Origin of the sequence: Chromobacterium sp. (assembly GCF_041912965.1) — a bacterium.
Taxonomy (GTDB): domain Bacteria; phylum Pseudomonadota; class Gammaproteobacteria; order Burkholderiales; family Chromobacteriaceae; genus Chromobacterium; species Chromobacterium aquaticum.
In genome coordinates this window covers 37,384-54,994 of record NZ_JAYSGF010000009.1, presented here as the reverse complement: position 1 = coordinate 54,994, position 17,611 = coordinate 37,384, and the positions used below count along the sequence as shown (strand labels likewise).

14 protein-coding genes are annotated in these 17,611 nt (G+C 62.4%); 2 read left to right on the top strand and 12 right to left on the bottom strand.

What is annotated here, in order from left to right:
• Position 1 precedes the first annotated feature (1 nt).
• From ACE3QM_RS06755 to ACE3QM_RS06725, 7 genes are all read right to left on the bottom strand, one after another.
• A complete protein-coding gene (locus ACE3QM_RS06755) occupies positions 2 to 1,378 on the bottom strand; it encodes a sigma-54 dependent transcriptional regulator (RefSeq protein ID WP_048410209.1) in 1,377 nt (458 codons plus the stop codon).
• A gap of 14 nt (positions 1,379 to 1,392) precedes the next feature.
• Complete coding sequence (locus tag ACE3QM_RS06750; RefSeq protein ID WP_048410208.1) at positions 1,393 to 2,100, bottom strand: chemotaxis protein CheB; 708 nt, start codon at positions 2,098 to 2,100, stop codon at positions 1,393 to 1,395.
• Positions 2,101 to 2,155: 55 nt separating this feature from the next.
• Entirely contained in the window at positions 2,156 to 2,572 is a 417-nt protein-coding gene (locus ACE3QM_RS06745) for a low molecular weight protein-tyrosine-phosphatase (RefSeq protein WP_374421099.1), read from the bottom strand.
• A gap of 199 nt (positions 2,573 to 2,771) precedes the next feature.
• Complete coding sequence (locus ACE3QM_RS06740) at positions 2,772 to 4,994, bottom strand: ATP-binding protein (protein ID WP_374421097.1); 2,223 nt, start codon at positions 4,992 to 4,994, stop codon at positions 2,772 to 2,774.
• A gap of 10 nt (positions 4,995 to 5,004) precedes the next feature.
• Positions 5,005 to 5,514: a molybdopterin-dependent oxidoreductase gene (locus tag ACE3QM_RS06735; RefSeq protein WP_231462225.1), complete on the bottom strand. Its 510-nt coding sequence runs from the start codon at positions 5,512 to 5,514 to the stop codon at positions 5,005 to 5,007.
• A gap of 59 nt (positions 5,515 to 5,573) precedes the next feature.
• Positions 5,574 to 6,761 carry an EAL domain-containing protein gene (locus ACE3QM_RS06730; RefSeq protein ID WP_374421095.1) on the bottom strand — a complete coding sequence of 396 codons (1,188 nt, stop codon included), beginning with the start codon at positions 6,759 to 6,761 and terminating at the stop codon, positions 5,574 to 5,576.
• A 690-nt stretch (positions 6,762 to 7,451) separates the two neighbouring features.
• On the bottom strand, positions 7,452 to 8,375 hold the full coding sequence (locus ACE3QM_RS06725; RefSeq protein WP_231462227.1) for a LysR family transcriptional regulator: 924 nt from the start codon (positions 8,373 to 8,375) through the stop codon (positions 7,452 to 7,454).
• Between the two features lie 96 nt (positions 8,376 to 8,471).
• Between ACE3QM_RS06725 and ACE3QM_RS06720 the strand changes: the two genes are divergently transcribed.
• A complete protein-coding gene (locus tag ACE3QM_RS06720; RefSeq protein WP_048410358.1) occupies positions 8,472 to 9,440 on the top strand; it encodes a bile acid:sodium symporter family protein in 969 nt (322 codons plus the stop codon).
• 211 nt (positions 9,441 to 9,651) lie between these two features.
• Here ACE3QM_RS06720 and uvrB read toward each other — a convergent pair whose 3' ends face one another.
• Complete coding sequence (uvrB, locus tag ACE3QM_RS06715; RefSeq protein ID WP_231462228.1) at positions 9,652 to 11,664, bottom strand: excinuclease ABC subunit UvrB; 2,013 nt, start codon at positions 11,662 to 11,664, stop codon at positions 9,652 to 9,654.
• 224 nt (positions 11,665 to 11,888) lie between these two features.
• Between uvrB and ACE3QM_RS06710 the strand changes: the two genes are divergently transcribed.
• Positions 11,889 to 12,758, top strand: coding sequence for a serine hydrolase (locus ACE3QM_RS06710; RefSeq protein WP_048410202.1), 870 nt, complete (start codon positions 11,889 to 11,891; stop codon positions 12,756 to 12,758).
• A gap of 68 nt (positions 12,759 to 12,826) precedes the next feature.
• Here the strand turns inward: ACE3QM_RS06710 and ACE3QM_RS06705 are convergent, their stop codons facing one another.
• From ACE3QM_RS06705 to ACE3QM_RS06690, 4 genes are read right to left on the bottom strand one after another with little or no spacing between them, the layout of a single operon-like run.
• On the bottom strand, positions 12,827 to 13,354 hold the full coding sequence (locus tag ACE3QM_RS06705) for a fimbrial protein (protein ID WP_374421093.1): 528 nt from the start codon (positions 13,352 to 13,354) through the stop codon (positions 12,827 to 12,829).
• A gap of 42 nt (positions 13,355 to 13,396) precedes the next feature.
• Positions 13,397 to 14,416, bottom strand: coding sequence for a fimbrial protein (locus tag ACE3QM_RS06700; RefSeq protein WP_156183872.1), 1,020 nt, complete (start codon positions 14,414 to 14,416; stop codon positions 13,397 to 13,399).
• A gap of 23 nt (positions 14,417 to 14,439) precedes the next feature.
• A complete protein-coding gene (locus ACE3QM_RS06695) occupies positions 14,440 to 15,162 on the bottom strand; it encodes a molecular chaperone (RefSeq protein ID WP_374421091.1) in 723 nt (240 codons plus the stop codon).
• A gap of 14 nt (positions 15,163 to 15,176) precedes the next feature.
• Complete coding sequence (locus ACE3QM_RS06690) at positions 15,177 to 17,600, bottom strand: fimbria/pilus outer membrane usher protein (protein ID WP_231462232.1); 2,424 nt, start codon at positions 17,598 to 17,600, stop codon at positions 15,177 to 15,179.
• Positions 17,601 to 17,611: the final 11 nt, after the last annotated feature.

Sequence of the window (17,611 nt, the reverse complement as noted above, 5' to 3'; positions counted from 1 at the left end):
GTTACTCCAAGCCATTTCCATCTGGAACCTCCTGACATCCATCGGCCGCGTCTTCATCACGGTAACGCTGCAATTTATAGCGCAATGTGCGCTCGCTGATGCCCAGTTTTTCCGCGGCTAGCTTCTTGACGCCGCCCACCGCGCTCAAGGTTTCCAGAATATGGCGTTTCTCTAACGTTTTCATGTCGGTTTCATCCGACACGGGATTGTCTTTTTCAGACGCTATCCGGGTAACCTGGCTCGCGGCGGAGTCGTGGTCCAACAGCAGATCGGCGGCAAGAATTTCCGCCCCGGCGGCAAGAATCACCGCCCGCTGCACCACATTCTCCAGTTCGCGGATGTTACCCTCCCAACTATAGGCCGTCAAATGACGTTCCGCATCCTCGGAAAGGACCAGACTCCCCCTTCCGGCGGCCTCTGCGTACTTTTTAAGCATAATTCGTGCCAGTGGCAGAATATCATCGCGGCGCTCGGCCAGCGCTGGGATGCGCAGCGGAAACACATTCAAACGGAAATATAGGTCCTCGCGGAACTGGCCGGCCTCCACCGCCGCCTGCAAATCGCGGTTGGACGTGGCCAGCACGCGGATGTCCAGCTTCAGCGTCCTGGTGCCGCCGACGCGTTCCACCTCGCGCTCCTGCAGCACCCGCAGCAACTTGGCTTGCAGCGACAGCGGCATCTCGGTCACTTCGTCCAGCAGGATGGTGCCGCCCTGCGCCTGCTCGAACTTGCCGGGCAAGGCTTGCGCCGCGCCGGTGAAGGCGCCGCGCTCGTGGCCGAACAGCGTGGATTCCAGCAGGTTTTCCGGAATCGCCGCGCAGTTGACCGCCACGAAAGAACCATCGGCGCGCTTGGAATGGCGGTGGATGTAACGCGCCAGCACTTCCTTGCCCACGCCGCTGGGACCGGAAATCATCACGCTGACGTCGCTGCCGGCCACTCGGCCGGCCAGCGCGAACAGCTGCCGCATCGCTGCGGATTCCGCCACCACTTCGCCGCTGCCCTCGCTGGGCATGCGCAGCAGATGCTTTTCCACCTCGGCGATCAGGCTGGCGGGCTCGAAGGGCTTGAGCAGATAGTGGGCCGCGCCGGCGCGCAGCAGTTCGATCGCCCGTTCGATCACGCCGTAGGCGGTCATCAGGATGAAGGGCACGCCCGGGTAACGCTTCTTCGCTTCCTCGAATAGCGCGTAGCCGTCCATCGGCGCCATCTGGGCATCGGACACGATCAGGCCGACAGGCGCTTCCTTCAATTTAGTCAACGCAGCCGCGCCGTCTCCGGCTTCCACCGTCGGATAGCCGGCCAGGTTCAGGGTGTCGACGATGGCTTCGCGCAGATCGGCGTCGTCTTCCACCACCAGGATAGGGAGATACTTCATGTTTTCTTATTCGATCAAGGGTTGGGTCGTTCCGCCTGCTGCTGCCTTTGCGCGGCCAGCACCGCCAGCCGCGTGGCGATGCTGCCCAGCGCCAGCACCTCATGGGCGCCGCCCATGGCGATCGCCTCCTTGGGCATGCCGAACACCACGCAGCTGGCTTCGTCCTGGGCGATATTCCAGGCTCCGGCCTGCTTGAGTTCCAGCATGCCGCTGGCGCCATCCCGGCCCATGCCGGTCAGGATCACGCCTATGCAGTTCTTGCCCACCAGATTGGCGGCGGAACGGAACAGCACATCCACCGACGGCCGGTGCCGGTTCACTGGCGGCCCGGCATGCAGGCCGATCGCATAGCCTATGGTGGGCGCTGGCTTGACCAGCAGATGGGAGTGTCCAGGAGCGATGTAGACGGTGCCGTTTTGCAGCCTTTCATTGTCTTCCGCCTCTTTCACCGTCAGCTTGCACAGGGAGTTCAGCCGCGTGGCGAAGGAATGGGTGAACATTTCCGGCATGTGCTGGGTGATCAGGATGGGCGGCATGGATGCCGGCAGCGCGGTCAGCAAGGTGCGCAGCGCTTCGGTGCCGCCGGTGGAGGAGCCGATGACGATCACCGCCTGACTGGCCAGCGGCACCTTGCCGGCCTGCTTGGGCAGGATGATGTCCGCGCTATGGCTGGGCACTACGTCCAGCGGCTTGTTGGCGGCGCCCCTTGTCAACTGCCCCATATGCGTCCTTGGCTCTGGTTGAAATTATCGTAAAACCGTATTGCTCGCGGCGGAATCACCGCGCCGCTCGCTCTGCGTCGCCGACGACGCGGAGCAGCCAAGCATCGCAGGCCGCCTCCACCAAGTCCAGCACCTGGTCGAAGCCGTCGGCGCCTCCATAGTATGGATCCGGCACTTCTTGCCCACCGGGCAGCGGCTCCAGCAGCAAATGCAGCTTGCCGCGATAGGATGGCGGACATTTGGCGTTTAACAAAGCCAAATTTTGCCGATCCGCAGCCAGAATCCAATCGAAGCGCGCGAAGTCCTCCGCCGCCACCTGCCGGCCGCGCAGGCCGGACAGGTCGTAGCCGCGTCGCTGCGCGGCCTGGCAAGTGCGGCGGTCCGGCGCTTCGCCGACATGATAGCCATGCGTGCCCGCGGATTCCACTTCAATCCGCGCGTCCAGTCCCGCCGCTCGCAGCTTGGCACGCATCACCCCCTCCGCGGTGGGCGAGCGGCAAATATTTCCCATGCAGACAAATAAAATGGATAGACGCGGCGCATTCATCGGCGATTCAGGCTCTCATATTATTCAGACGGGGGCGCCAAGGCGCAGCTTCCTGCCCGATCTTATCATTTCCGCGGCGCCCTGCCGCCGGCTCTGGGACTGCCTGGCAGGACAGTTCCCGCGCTCAATCGGAACGCAGCGCCGGCGCGTCCAGGTCCGCCAGGTAGCCGGATTCGACGCAAGCGCGCCGTGTGGCGTTAAACAAGGTCGCGGCCTGCTCCGCCTCCTCCTCCAGCTCCGCATCCGCGGACAGTGCCTGTTGCTCCAGACCGGAGCAGGCTCCGCCCAGCGCGCTGAATCCCAGCGTGAGCGCGGCGCCCTTCAGGTTATGGGCGCGACGGCGCACTTGATCGCGCTGCCCGGCCCGGGCGGCGGATTGCACTTCATCGATGAGCTCACCCTTGCCAGCGAAAAACTGCGTCACCAGTTCCCGGTACTTGTCCAGCGTCAGCATCTCCACCATTTTTTCTATCATCAGCACATCCAGCATGGCTGGCGCCTGCGCCGCCCGCCCCTCCGCCGCTGGCGCCACCGCGCCGCCGAACTGGCGTTCCAGCATCGCGCTGAACTCCTCGACATGCAGCGGCTTGGCCAGGAAATCGTCCAGCCCGCAGTTCAGCACCCTCTGCCGCGTCTCCGGAAACGCGTCCGCGGTCAGCGCCACGATTTTCATGCCCGGCGTCATCGCGCGTTCGCGCAGGCGCCGGGACGCCTCGATGCCGTCCATCGCAGGCATGTGCAAATCCATCAGCACTAGCTCGAAGGGTTGGCGGGTGGCGATATCCAACGCCTCCGCGCCATCCTTGGTCACCGTGACCAGGTGCCCCAGCTTTTGCAACATCGCATGCATGTATTTGCGATTGATCGGGTTGTCATCCACCACCAACACCCGCAGCGGACGCATCAACGCGCCGTCGGCGGCCTTCTCCGGCAAGGAGCAGACCTCCGGCGGCTGCATCGGCTGCAAGGGCAGCGACAGCACGAACACACTGCCGGCACCCAGCGCGCTATGCACGGTGATGCCGCCGCCCATCAATTGCGCCAGGCTCTGGGATATCTCCAGGCCAAGACCGCTGCCGCCGTACTGACGCATGGCCGAACCGTCCCCCTGGGAAAAGCGTTTGAACAGCCGCGCCAGCGTGGCGTCGTCCATGCCGATGCCGGTATCCCGTATCGTCAGCCGCAGCGTGGTGCAACCTTCCGCCGCGGTGTCCGCCACTTCCGCCTGTATGGTGACCGCGCCGATTTCGGTGAACTTGATCGCATTGCTGAGCAGGTTCAGCAGAATCTGCCGTAGCCGGGTAGCATCGCACAACACCCATTCCGGCACGTTCAGATCCAGCGCCATGCGCATGGCCAGGCCCTTGGCCACCGCCTGACCACGCATCAGGCTTTCGCACTGCTGCAGTAACTGCCGCAAATTGCACACCGTCGGCGCCAGGTCCAGCTTGCCTGATTCCAACTTGCTGGCGTCCAACACATCGTTGAGCAGGGCCATCAGGTGCCGGGCGGACTCCTCCGCGGTCTTGATGTAATCGGCCTGCACCGGCGTCGGCGAGCAATCTCCCAGCAGGGACAGCATCCCCAGCACGCCATTGAGCGGGGTGCGGATTTCATGGCTCATATTGGCCAGGAACATGCTTTTGGCCATGCTGCCGGCCTCGGCCTGCACTCGCGCCTGCTCCAGGCTGTCGGTCAGGCCTTCCAACTCGTGGCGGCGGCGTTCCAACTGCCGCAGCTGGCGGACCACGATGACGGCGAAGCCCAGGATCAGCGCCCATTCGAAAACCATCAACCAATTACTGACCAGGATGTGCTGCTGCATGCTTTTATTGCGCGCGTCCACTTGCTCGGCTACGCGCTGGTTCGCCACCAACGACAAATCGCGCAGCGGCCCGCTCAGCACTTCCAGCTCCGCGTCCAGCCGCCGCAAGCCATCGAGATCAAGACCGGCGCCGCCCTGGCGGCCGAAATAGGCGTCGGCCTTGCGAATGAAGGCGTCCAGCTTGGGACGGGCCTGCAAGTATTCCTGGGTACCGTCCAGCAGGCTGGAGTACAGGCCATGGTCTATCACCCCCACCCGGCTGACAAAGATATCGTAGCGCTCCTGCAGCTCGGTGCGGTCCTGCTCATGGTTCAGCACATGCTCTATCGACGTTTGCAGCCGCATCGCCTCGGTTTCCAGCTGGAAATAGGCCCAGACGATGTTGTCGTCCTCATAGCGCACCGCGGTGTTGAGCATTTCGGACTGGCGCAGTTGGATGTAGACGACGCCGGCGAACACGCAAGCCAGGGTCGCGCCGATCAGGATCAGGCCTCGCCAGGTCAGGTGGTTTCGATGCGGCATGTTCATACGCTCAATGCACCTGCAGCGATTTGAGCTGCCAGGCCGAGCGGTTGTAGTACAGTTCGGAACGCAACTCTTCTCGGCTGTCGTAAGGATAAACGATGAACAAAGGCCCTTTTTCCCGCACCGGCATCGCTTTGTCGTTCATCTGCGTCGCCAGGATCACATCAAAGCGGCTGACATCTTCGAAGGGGATATCGGTCTTGTAATCATTCAGCGCCACCGCTTTCAGCAATTTGCCGCGCGCGCCGACGGCGGCCAGCACATCGCGCAGCAGCGGCCCCGAGAATTTGGTCAACCCTGGATACCAGGGCGTGTGGGTGCTGAAGCTGCGCTGCGGCAAACCGGACAGCATTGCCATGTCGAAGGCGGCAACGTCACCCTGGTTCTTGCGGCTGATGCCGCCGCTGATCAGCAATACCACCTTGCCGTTGGGTTTGGTCAGCGTCTCGGCGGCGGAAGCTGTCAACGAAGGTACCGCCAGAGCCAGCAACAAGGGCAGATACTTGAACAGATTCATGATTTTCTCGCTTTCTTATTTAATGCATCACGACAAGCACTCATTCCGACCGGCCATGTTCAGCTCGGCAGCGGCATCTGCCCGCCGCAACCGGCCAGCCAGGCGCTAAAAGAGGCCTCATCGACGGGCGGGGAAATGAAAGAACCCTGCGCGGCGAACACGCCAAACGTCCTGCACAATGCCCATTCCTGCTCCGACGCCACGCCTTCGGCCACCACGTTCAAACCCAGTCTGCGACCAAGCTCGACGCTGGCCTCGAAGATCGAGCGCTTGGTGGCATGGGCCGCGGCGTCGATCACGAAGCTCTTGTCTATCTTCATTTCGGTGAACGGGATGCGCGACAGCCGGTCCATGCTGGCGAAACCGGTGCCGAAGTCGTCTATCGCCAAGCCGGCGCCCTTCAGCCGCAAGCGGGTCAAAATCTCCAGCGCCCGCGCCGGGTCCGCCATCACGCCGCCCTCGGTCACCTCGAAGGTCACCCGCGGCACATCCAGGCCGGCATCGCCCAAGATGGCGACGAAGGCGGCCACCAGGCTGGAGTCCCTCAGCGACTGCATCGACAGATTGATGGACATATTCAGCCGCTGCCGCGTGGCCAGCCGTGTCAGCGCTTGCGCGGAATCCGCCAGCAGGCGCTTGGTCAGCAGCGTGATCAGGCCGTTCTCCTCCGCCAGTTCGATGAACTGCAGCGGACTGAGCAAGCCCAATTGCGGATGCTGCCAGCGCGCCAGCACTTCCACGCCCAGCACCTTGCCGCTGGCCACCTCCACCTGCGGCTGGAAAAATGGTACCACCTCGCCACGCGCGATGCCTTGCTGCAGCTCTTTGCTGCTCAAGCGCTCCAGCGGCAGGCTGATCGCCTCGCCCGGCTCCACCGGCGCCGCCAGCAAGGCCAGCAATTGCACCGGATCCACCGGCTTGGGCAACACGCCGCACAGGCACAAGGCGTACAAGCGCGCCAGGTCCGCCACGCTGCTCAGCACCCGTCCATCAAAGCCGCTGGTGATCAGCAGCTTGCCGCGATAGCGCCGCTCGCCCAGGTGGCGCACAAACTCGATGCCATCCATGCGCGGCATGTCCAGGTCGCAGAAAATCAGGTCGAACACCCGGTCGCCGGCATCCAGTTGCATCAGCGCGTCCAGGCCGTCAACCGCTTCCGAGACCTTGCCCAGGCCAAGCCGCTGCAGCACCGCGATCAGGAATTGCCGGGATACGACCTCATCGTCAATGACCAAGATTTGCGACATTGCCAGCGCTCCTCCTTTTGCGTTCCTGGCCACGGACCGGCCCTTAAAACTGTTCACGGGCCAACAAGCCGGCACGGAAGGGGATTGCGGCCGGGAAAGCGGAATGCACAAGCCCATGAACACTTCGAAGGCGGGTTCTCAGTGTGACGCTCCACGAAACGCCCGGCGTTGAACAGTTTCTTAAGCGCTTCCGCCACAAAGAATGGTCGCGCATTACCAACGCGTGCAATGAACAAGGCCCGATAAATCTGGACACGTAATATCTAGATAGCCCGCAGCGTCCGGCTTTTCCAGCCTGCCCGCTGCGGCCGGCGCCTCGACGCCGGCCATCCCTTGGACCAGTCCTGGCCCCGGCATTTAACACTTATAATTAGTAAATATATTCACCATATTGCACATATCCAGCACCTGTGTCGGCATCATGGAGAACCATCATGCACAAGACCTATCAATTGAGTCCGGATGGCGGCTATCTGACGGAAGCCAGCCTGCCGGCCCTGCGCCGCTTGCCGGCCCGCTCCGCCTGGCTGCACACCGAGATGGGCCTAATCAAGCGTTCGGTTTCCAGCGTCACCCTGCGCGGCAGAAAACTATGGGCCGATAGAGCGACCGGCACCTTGTTCCGCGCGGGCAACGGTCAGTGCCTGGCCAGCCCAGTCCTGCGCCTGCAGTTGCTGCCGCAGCCCCGCATCAAGCGCCCCAAGCGTCCGGTCGCGCCGCCTGAGCCAGTTCCCGCCGCATCTCCAGCGCCAGCCGCCACACCCGCTGCGCCAGCGGCGACAAGGAGCGGTGCGGCCGCTTGATCAACACGATGCGCCGCCGCGCCGCCGGCAACAAGGGCAGCACCCGCAAATCGCTGCCGGCCGGCAAAGGCATCGCCAAACCCGGGCTGATGCTGACGCCCTGACCCGCCGCGACCATGCGGAACACCGACTGAGAATGCCCCAGCTGCTGCGCCACCTCGCAATCAACACCGTGCTGTTCCAGCAAACCGTCTATCAGCCGACGGCTGCCTGAGCTGTGATCCAGCAGCACCAACGGCTGACCGCTCAATTGCGTCCAATGCGCGGCCGCCTGCCCCGCCAGCGCGTGGTCGCGGCGACACACCAGCCAGAAATCATCCTCCAGCAAAGGTTCGCTTTCCAGCGGCGTCGCCGCGTCCGGCTCCACTACCAGGCCAAAATCCACCAGCCCATTCTGCACCGCCTCGATATTCAGGCGCTGCACCTGATCGTGCAGCACCAACCGCAGTTGCGGGTAATGTTGACGGCAGCGCGCAAGCAACAAAGGCATCAGACTGGCGGACAAGGTGGGACTGCTGGCCACGTGCACCACGCCGTGCGCCTGCGCGCCCTCCAGCCGCGCCGCCTGCAAGGCGTCCTCCAGTTCATCCAATACCCGCGTCAGCTTGCCTTGCAGCCGCAGTCCCGCCGCGGTCGCCACCACCTCGCGGGTGGTGCGGTCGAACAAGCGCAATTCCAATGCCTGCTCCAGCTCCCGCACCGCGCGGCTCACCGCCGGCTGGGTCAGCCCCAGTGCCGCGCCGGCGCGACTGAAGCCACCATGCTCGAGCACGGCCTGAAACACCCGCAACTGCCGCAAAGAGACATTCATATCAATAACTCATGAATTAATCAGATAAATGCATTTGTATTGTCAATGATGCTGCGCTTCAATAGCAAGGTCTCGATCATCACCCTGTTTCGCCCCATGCCCCGATTTCTCGATGCCTTCACCCTGGCCCTGCTCGCCACCGTGGCCATGGCCACCTTGCTGCCCTGCTCCGGCGACATCGCCGCCGCCTTCAACCTGATCACCAATCTGGCGATCGCGCTGCTGTTCTTCCTGCACGGCGCCAAGCTGTCGCGCGAGGCGGTAGTGGCCGGCGCCAGCCACTGGCGGCTACATCTGGTGGTGCTGGGCTGCACCTTTCTGCTGTTCCCCGCGCTCGGCCTGCTGCTACAGCCGGTATTGCAGCCGCTGCTGACGCCGCAGCTCTACCTGGGCATCCTCTATTTGTGCATGCTGCCGTCCACCGTGCAGTCGTCCATCGCCTTCACTTCGATGGCGCAGGGCAATGTGCCCGCCGCCATTTGCAGCGCCACCGCGTCCAATATCCTGGGCATTTTCATCACCCCCTTGCTGGTCAGCCTGTTGGTGGTCAAGCATCATGGCGCCGGCCAGGGTTGGGGGCCGGTGCTGGACATCGTGATGCAGTTACTGCTGCCCTTCATCGCCGGCCAGATCGCCCGCCGCTGGATAGGCGGCTGGGTGGACCGCAACAAGGGCCTGCTGCGCTATGTCGATCAAGGCTCCATCCTGCTGGTGGTCTATACCGCATTCAGCGCCGCGGTGATCAGCGGTCTGTGGCAACAGACGCCGCCGCAAGCGCTGGCCGCGCTGCTGCTGGTCAACCTGGTCTTGCTGGGCCTGCTGTTGGCGCTCACCATGCTGTTGAGCCGCAAGCTGGGCTTTTCGCGCGCGGACCAGATCACCATCGTGTTTTGCGGTTCCAAGAAGAGCCTGGCCAGCGGCGTGCCGATGGCCAAGGTCTTGTTCGCCGCGCCGGCCTTGGGCTCCATCGTGCTGCCGCTGATGCTGTTTCATCAGATCCAGCTGATGGCCTGCGCCGCCTTGGCGCAGCGCTATCGCCGCCAGCACGCGGAGCGCGCGCGCTGAAAAGCCAACGCCCCGCTCGGACTCGAGCGGGGCGTTGCGCCGACAGCGGCACCAGGCTTAGAACCTGTTTACGATCTCGCGAGCTAAGGCGAGACAAGGCGAAAACGGTTGAAGAAGCGGAATGTACAGGTGGTACATGAGCATTCTGAAAGCGTTTTTAACGCCCTTGTCTAACTATTCCGCCGACGCGCAGCAGATCGTAAACAGGTTTTTACAGATCGTTGACCCAGGCCTGCTCCTTCAAGTGCTTGAGCTGATCGCGCAAGCCGGCCGCCTTTTCGAACTCCAGATTGCGCGCCGCTTCCATCATTTCTTTCTCCAGGCGCTTGATTTCCTTGGCCAGCGTCTTTTCGTCCATCATCGCCACGCGCGCGTTGTCCACCAGCTTCTTGCGCTCGTCTTCCACGCTGTAGACGCCGTCGATGATGTCCTTGATCTTCTTCTCCACGCCCCTGGGCACGATGCCATGTTCGGCGTTGAAGGCCATCTGCTTGGCGCGACGGCGTTCGGTCTCGTCCATCGCCCGCTTCATCGAATCGGTGATACGGTCCGCGTAGAGCAAGGCCTTGCCGTTGAGGTTGCGCGCGGCGCGGCCTATGGTCTGGATCAAGGAGCGGTCCGAGCGCAGGAAGCCTTCCTTGTCCGCATCCAGAATGGCCACCAGGCTGACTTCGGGAATGTCCAGGCCTTCGCGCAGCAGATTGATGCCGATCAGCACGTCGAACACGCCCAAGCGCAGATCGCGGAGGATTTCCACCCGTTCCACGGTGTCGATATCGCTGTGCAGATAGCGCACCTTGATGCCGTGCTCGGTGTAATAGTCCGCCAGTTGCTCGGCCATGCGCTTGGTCAGCGTGGTGACCAGCACCCGCTCGCCGCGCTCCATGCGCAGGCGGATCTCGGACAACAGATCGTCCACCTGGGTGGCCACCGGCCGCACTTCCATCTCCGGATCCACCAGGCCGGTGGGACGCACCACCTGCTCCACCACCTGGCCGGCGTGTTCCTTCTCGTAAGCGGCCGGCGTGGCGGACACGAACACGGTCTGCGGCATCAGCAGCTCGAACTCGTGGAATTTCAGCGGCCGGTTGTCGGCGGCCGACGGCAGCCGGAAGCCGTATTCCACCAGATTGGCCTTGCGCGCGGCGTCGCCCTTGTACATGGCGCCGACCTGGGGCACGGTGACGTGGGATTCATCGATGAACATCAACGCGTTCTTGGGCAGGTAGTCGATCAGCGTCGGTGGCGGATCGCCCGGCCCGCGGCCGGAGAAGTGCCGCGAGTAGTTTTCGATGCCCTTGCAGAACCCCATTTCGTACAGCATTTCCAGATCGAAGCGGGTGCGCTGCTCCAGGCGCTGCGCCTCCACCAACTTGCCGTCTTTCTGATAACGCTCGATGCGCTCGCGCAGTTCTTCCTTGATGTGCTCGCAGGCGCGCAGCACGGTGTCGCGCGGCGTCACATAGTGGCTGGACGGGAAGACCGTGAAGCGCCCCACCCGCTGCTTGGTCACCCCGGTCAACGGATCGAACAGCGTCAGCGTTTCCACCTCATCGTCGAACATGCTGACACGCAGCGCGGTATCGCTGCTCTCCGCCGGATAAATGTCGATCACATCGCCGCGCACGCGGAAAGTGCCGCGGCCGAAGTCGATATCGTTGCGGTCGTACTGCATGGTGGTCAGCCGGCTGATGATGTCGCGCTGCGCCAGGGTTTCCCCTTCTTTCAAATGTAGAATCATCTGATGGTAATCGGAAGGATCGCCGATACCATAAATTGCAGACACCGTCGCCACGATGATGCAGTCCGGTCGTTCCAGAATGGATTTTGTCGCCGACAGCCGCATTTGCTCGATGTGCTCATTGATGCTGGAGTCTTTTTCAATAAAAAGATCGCGGCTGGGCACATAGGCTTCCGGCTGATAGTAATCATAGTAAGAAACGAAATACTCGACGGCGTTTTCCGGGAAGAACTCGCGCATTTCGCTATACAGCTGCGCGGCCAGGGTTTTGTTATGCGCCATGATGATGGCCGGACGGCCGCTTTGCGCAATGACATTGGCCATGGTGTAAGTCTTGCCGGAGCCGGTCACCCCCAGCAGGGTCTGATAGGACAAGCCATCCTCCAGCCCTTCCAGCAGTTGGGCGATGGCGCCGGGCTGGTCGCCGGCGGGTTCGAATGGTTGATGCAGTTTGAACGGGCTGTTGGGATAGGTGCGCGGCATGGCTCGGGACGTCGGAGGAGATGGCCTGATTCTACGCGCTTCGGCCGCCATTCACACCCCCGTTACCGTGCCCTATAAAAAAGCCGCGATTCAGGCTATACACAGTCAAAACATTGTTTAAAATACAGTCAGACTGATATAAATCCATGCCTTGCCGCTAATATGCCGAAGGTTTATTTATTCAGTCCAAGTTTCGTTAAAATCCGCTCTCCCTGGAGTGACGCATGATCAAGAAAATTGCAAGCCTGCTGGTATCCGCGGCCTTAGCCATGCCGGTGCTGGCAGGTTCGCCGTCCGGCGTGATGGTGGCCACTCAGATGGCCGACCAGGCCGCGCCGCGACTGAGTTCTCATTCGGTGCTGGTGCTTAATGGCATTACCGGTGAACCGCTGTATCAGAAGAATATCCATCAACGCATGCCCATAGCCTCCATCACCAAGCTGATGACGGCGATGGTGCTATTGGATTCCGGCGCCTCGCTGGACCAGGAGGTGACGGTATCCGAAGCCGAGATCGACCGGGTGAAGAACACCTCTTCCCGCCTGGCGGTGGGCACCACGCTCAGCCGCAAGGAAATGCTGCTGCTGGCCTTGATGTCGTCGGAAAACCGCGCCGCAGCCACGCTGGCCCGCACCGCGTTGCCGGGCGGCACCGCCACCTTTGTTGAACGCATGAACCGCAAGGCGCGCAGCCTGGGCATGACCGAAACCATATTCCATGACGCCACCGGGCTGGACATGCGCAACACCTCCACCGCCGCCGACTTGGCGCGCATGGTGCGCGCCGCGCACGGCTATCCCTTGATCCGCGCCTTCACCACCACCGAGAAACATCAGATCCAGTCGGTCAGCCGCCGCGTGCTGCAATACAAGAACAGCAATGCGCTGGTGCGCGAGGGCGATTGGGATATCTCGCTGCAGAAGACCGGCTACATCCAGGAGGCCGGCCGCTGCATGGTGCTGCAGGCCACGGTGGGCTCGCAGCCGCTGATCATCGTGCTGCTGGCCGCCGGCGGCAGCGCCGCCCGCGTCAACGACGCCAAGAGCATCAAGACCTGGCTGGAGGCGCACCCTGGCAGTTGGCTGGCCGGCTGAGCTCCGCCCGAAACCAAAACAGCCCTGCCGTCTAGCGATGACAGGGCTGTGTTTATGACTTTGGCAGCTTACATATAACGCAGGTCGAACTGCGCCAGGCCGTTGGCCGAACCCGGCTGAATGCCGCCCGGCTGCCCCTGCACCGCCGGGCCTCGAGTCGATTCATACATCGCGTTGAAACGCAGGCTGTTGCTGCCATTGGTCAGATTGACCAGCGGAGAGTATTCGCCCAGCACAATATCGCTGCCCGTGGGCGACTGCAGCCGTATGCCGACGCCTTCCGCGCTGCCGGTGATCGCCATCAGCGCGCGATTTTCCTGGTCCGGCGCGCCGGAGAAGCGCACCGCCACCGTGGTCAGCGTGTCTATCGAGCACTCGGTCAGGCGGATATTGAACGGCACCGGCTGCGAGCGATCTCCGATGCGCTTGAACATCTGCGAGGACACCAGACCCAGCCCCACTTCCAGCCTTTGGGAGTTCGGGTCCAGTCCGCAGGCGCTCATCACCAGTTCGCCATACACATCCAGCATGCCATCGGCAGCCTGCGCCAGCGGCGCCGCGCACAGCAGCGCCAGCAAATATGCCCAAGGTTTCATTCTCTATCCTCTCCTGCCATCCTAGGCCTCCGAGCCTGACGCTCAGAGGTAGTCCAGATCAATATTGACTCTGCCGGTGAACGGCCCTTCTTCCACCTGCCCCAGATTGCTAGGCACGATGGTGCCGTACATCGGCACGATCTTCTGCCGGTCGCCTTTGCGGAAGTCGGCAAGATATTCGGACTGATCGAAACGCAGCTTGCGCCCATCGCCGAAGAACAGTTGCAGACCCAGGCCGCTGTCCTTGTCCCCGCCCTTCCTGACCAGGCGCGCGGTGTAATCGTCCACCTTGCCGTTCACCCCGCGGAAATAGCCGTTGACCTTGACCGGATCGTCACAGGTTTTTTCCAGGCTCAGGGAAAAATCCTTGCGCGGCACCGCCGGATTGAGGCCCTTGTCGGTCTTGGTGATGCGGCCGAAATCCAGGGTATTGCTGGCCGGGTTCAGCGCCACCTTGACCGCGCACTGGATGAAGCGGATCTTGTCCAGGCCGGTGACCTTGTACACCAGATTGCTGCCCTTGATATCGTTGATGCCGCCGACCCCGTCGAACTGCATCACTTCAAACTGCGTCACGCCGACATTGCCGCTGCCCGGATACTTGGGCTTGGTGGCGATCACCACCTGGAAGTCCAGGTTGAAATCGGTGGTCGGGCAGTTCTTGATATCCGGATAATCCTTCTTGGGACAAGCCGGAATCGTCTTGCCGGTGGCGATTCGCTGCTTGGGATCGAAATAGGCCTGGCCGTTGTACATCACCCCGAACTTCACCCCTTGCGGCGCGCTGTTATTACGCGGATTCGGGTAGAAAAACACATCCTCGGCATTACGGAGTCCGTCGTGGTCCTTATAGCAGGACACGCTGACAGAACGCTGGCTGGAGTGCCAGATGATCTCGCCCTCGCCCAGCGTGACCGGCACCGCCACCGTGGAACCGATGTCCTCGGTGATCAGCACTTGGCCATCACGCCCGTTCTCCTTGCAAGCCAGCGCATGGCTCAGCGCCGGCAGCGCTGCCAGGGCCAGCATCAGCGCCAGGCGCGGCAATCGTCGATTCAACATGGCTCTCCCCTGAATGCCCGTGCTTACTGCGGCTTGTCTTCGCGGTAGCTGCACGCCTGGTTCGCGCAGACGAAGGTGTAAGTGTCCTGCGCGCCGTAATCATTGATATTGGTCAGTTTCAGGCTGGCCGGCAGCGACTTCAGCGCATACGAGGCCTCGCCTTGCGGCGGCACCATCAGGCCATCCAGGTCTCGTGGCGTCTTCTCGCCCGGCAAGCTCATGCCGATCAAGGTGATGTGATAAGGACTTGGATTCTTGAACACCAGCTTGCCGTCGGCATGACTCAGTTGCAGTTTGTTGGCCGGGTTGTCGCCACGCGGCAGCTGCGCCGCCTTGGGACGGTAGAAAACCTTGATCCGCGACTTGATCGCCAGCTGCAACACATTGTCCTTGTCGCTCTTGGGCGGAATTTCCTGCACATTCAGATAGAACAGCGACTCACGATCGGCCGGCAGGCTGTTGTCGGGAATCCGGCTCAAGCGGATCACGCCCTTCTCGCCCGCTTCGATGCGCTGCAAGGGCGGCAGCACCAGGAAGGGCGAACCCAGCTTCTTGCCGGCGCCATCGCTGAGCCAGGACTGCACCAGATAGGGCTGGTCCGGGTTCTTGTTGGTCAGCACCATGCTGACGTTCTTGTCCTGTTCCAGGTAGATCACCCGGGTGCGGTCCAGCAGGATATTGGCCTGGGCTGCCAGCGGCAGCGCCAGGGCGGCGAGCAGGCCCAGGCCGCGTTGCAATGTGTTCATATTGGATTCCTTGTTTATTTCGCCAGCGGTGCGCACAGCGCATCGCGTCCGCCCTGGCTCAAGTCGTAGTCGGCCGGCAGCGCTTCCAGGCGGCAGCTTTGCTGCCCCCAGCTGATTTCCAGCTGCGCGGAGGCGCTCAGGCCGGTGACATAGGTCAGGCCGTTGTCACCCACCATGCCGACATCGTGCTTGGTCGCGAGGTCGGTCACCGCCGCGCCAAGAGGCGGCATTTTGCCATCCGGCAGCCTTACCGTCAGCAACGCCTTGCGGCCAACCTTGACCGGGAACTCGGCCTTGCCCACCGCGCCCTCGGTCAGCACCACGCGACGCACCACCGCGCTGGCCTCCACCGAGTCCGGCATATTGTCGGCGTCCAGGCGCACATCCTGGCTCAGATACGGCCCCATGCCGGAGAGCATGGTGTAGCCATTGCGATCGGTCAGCGCGCCGCTGCCGTACACCGGCACTTGGGCGACGCCGTCGGCGTTCACCAGCAGGCGGGTTTCGCCGGAAGAGGCGTTGCCCATGGTCAGGCCACCGGCGTGCAATACCAGCGAGCTGCCCATGCCCGCCGACAGGCTGCTGTAACCACCTTGCTGCTTGCTGGCGGACGCGTCCGCCTGCAGCACGCCGCCGGTGTAATGATAGTCGCCGGCCAGCGTCGGTTTGCCGGTCTGGCTGTCGGTGCTGACCGACATGCTGTAATTGTGGTTGGGCCGGCTGCTGTCGGAGAAGCCGACGCGATGGCTGGTGCTGCCGGCGCTCTGTTGCAGGTCGTAATTGATGCGGCGGTTGTTTTCCAGCGGCATGCTCAGACTCAGGTACACCCGCGAGCTATTGCCGCTCTGGTCGCGCACCGACTGCAGCGACAGGTTGACGCTGACATTGCGCAGCGGGCCGATGTCCAGGTCGCGGTTCAGCGACATATCCACGCGCTGGCTGGCCGCGGCGTTCCAGTAAGTGGACTTTTCCGCCGACAGATACAGCGTGGTGCGACCAAAGGACTTGCTGGCGGTCAGGCCTACGCGCTGCTTGTCGTTGTAATCGGTCAAACCGTCCAGATTGTTCAGATATTGGCCGAGCGAGCGGAAGTTGCGGTCGGAAAAGCGATAGCCGAACAAGCGCACGTCCGCGTCCAGGCGTTCCAGTTTTTTCGCGTAGTTGAAGCGGTAAGAGCGCCCGGAGGTATCTTGCCCGTTGCGCAGATGCGCATTGGCCTGAGTCACGTCCGCCGACAACGCGCCCCAGCTGCCGACATCCTTGGCGAAACCGAAAGCCAGCGAGCGGTAATCCGCCGAAGCGATGAAACCGCTGTACACCGACAAGGTGTCGGTCAAGCCGTAGGAGATTTCGCCGGTGCCGATATTGGGCTTGGCCGAACTACGACTCTGATCCGCCTGCCCCAGGCCCGCCTTGTAACGCAACATGCCCTTGCGGGTCAGGAAGGGCACCGACGTGGTGTTGACCGAGAACACCTGCTTGCTGCCGTCGGCCTCCTCCACCGTCACTTCCAACTGACCCTGGGTGGTGCTGTTCAGATCGCGGATCACGAACGGCCCCGGCGGCACATTGGTGGTGTACAACACGCGGCCCTGGTTGCGGATGGTCACCTTGGCATTGGTCTTGGCCACGCCGTTGACCTGCGGCGCATAGCCGCGCAGGCTCTGCGGAATCATCCGCTCATCGCTGGACAGCGTGACGCCGCGCATGGAGAAGGCGTCGAAAATATCCGAAGTCTTGAAGACTTCGCCAAAGGCGAGCCGCGCCTGCAGGCTGCGCAGATCGCGGTACACCTGGGTGTAGTTCCACTTCAGCTTGCTGCCATTGGAAATACTATTGTCGAACTGGTAGTTGGAACGCAGGCGCCACGGGCCGGCATTCGCGCCGGCCACGCCGTAGCTGGTGACCTTGCTGCTGCTCGTGCCCAGACCGTTATCGGTGCGCTGGTAGAACAGGCGGTAATCGAGCATGGCCGCCGGCACGCCGTCGCTCCAGGTCTCAGGCGGCGCGTAATCGTCGTCGCGGTAGGCCAGTTCCGCCTGCGGAACCGATATATCCAGGCGACCGCTGCTCTTGGAATAACGCACCTTGGCCGCGCTGATCGCCGGCAAGTCCACGCACTCGGCCTCTTGCGGCCAGACAATGCCCGGACGCAGGCCCAGCAATCGGATCAGTTCCGGCGGCAGACAGGGGCGCACATCCCCTTCCTGGCCTTCCGCCCGGAAATTGAGCTCAAGCTGCTGCAGAAAACGCTGATTCAGGTAGATATCGACGATGTAGCGGCCGGGAACGATGTAACCGGCTTTCTCGAACTGCTCGAGATTGACGCTGCTATTGGGCTCCAGCTGCAAGAAGGCGTCGTTGAACTCCACCGCATACGCGAAGCAAGGCGTCAACGCCAGTGCGACTGCCACGATGTGAGTGCGAAGCTTGTTCATGCCTGCCAGTT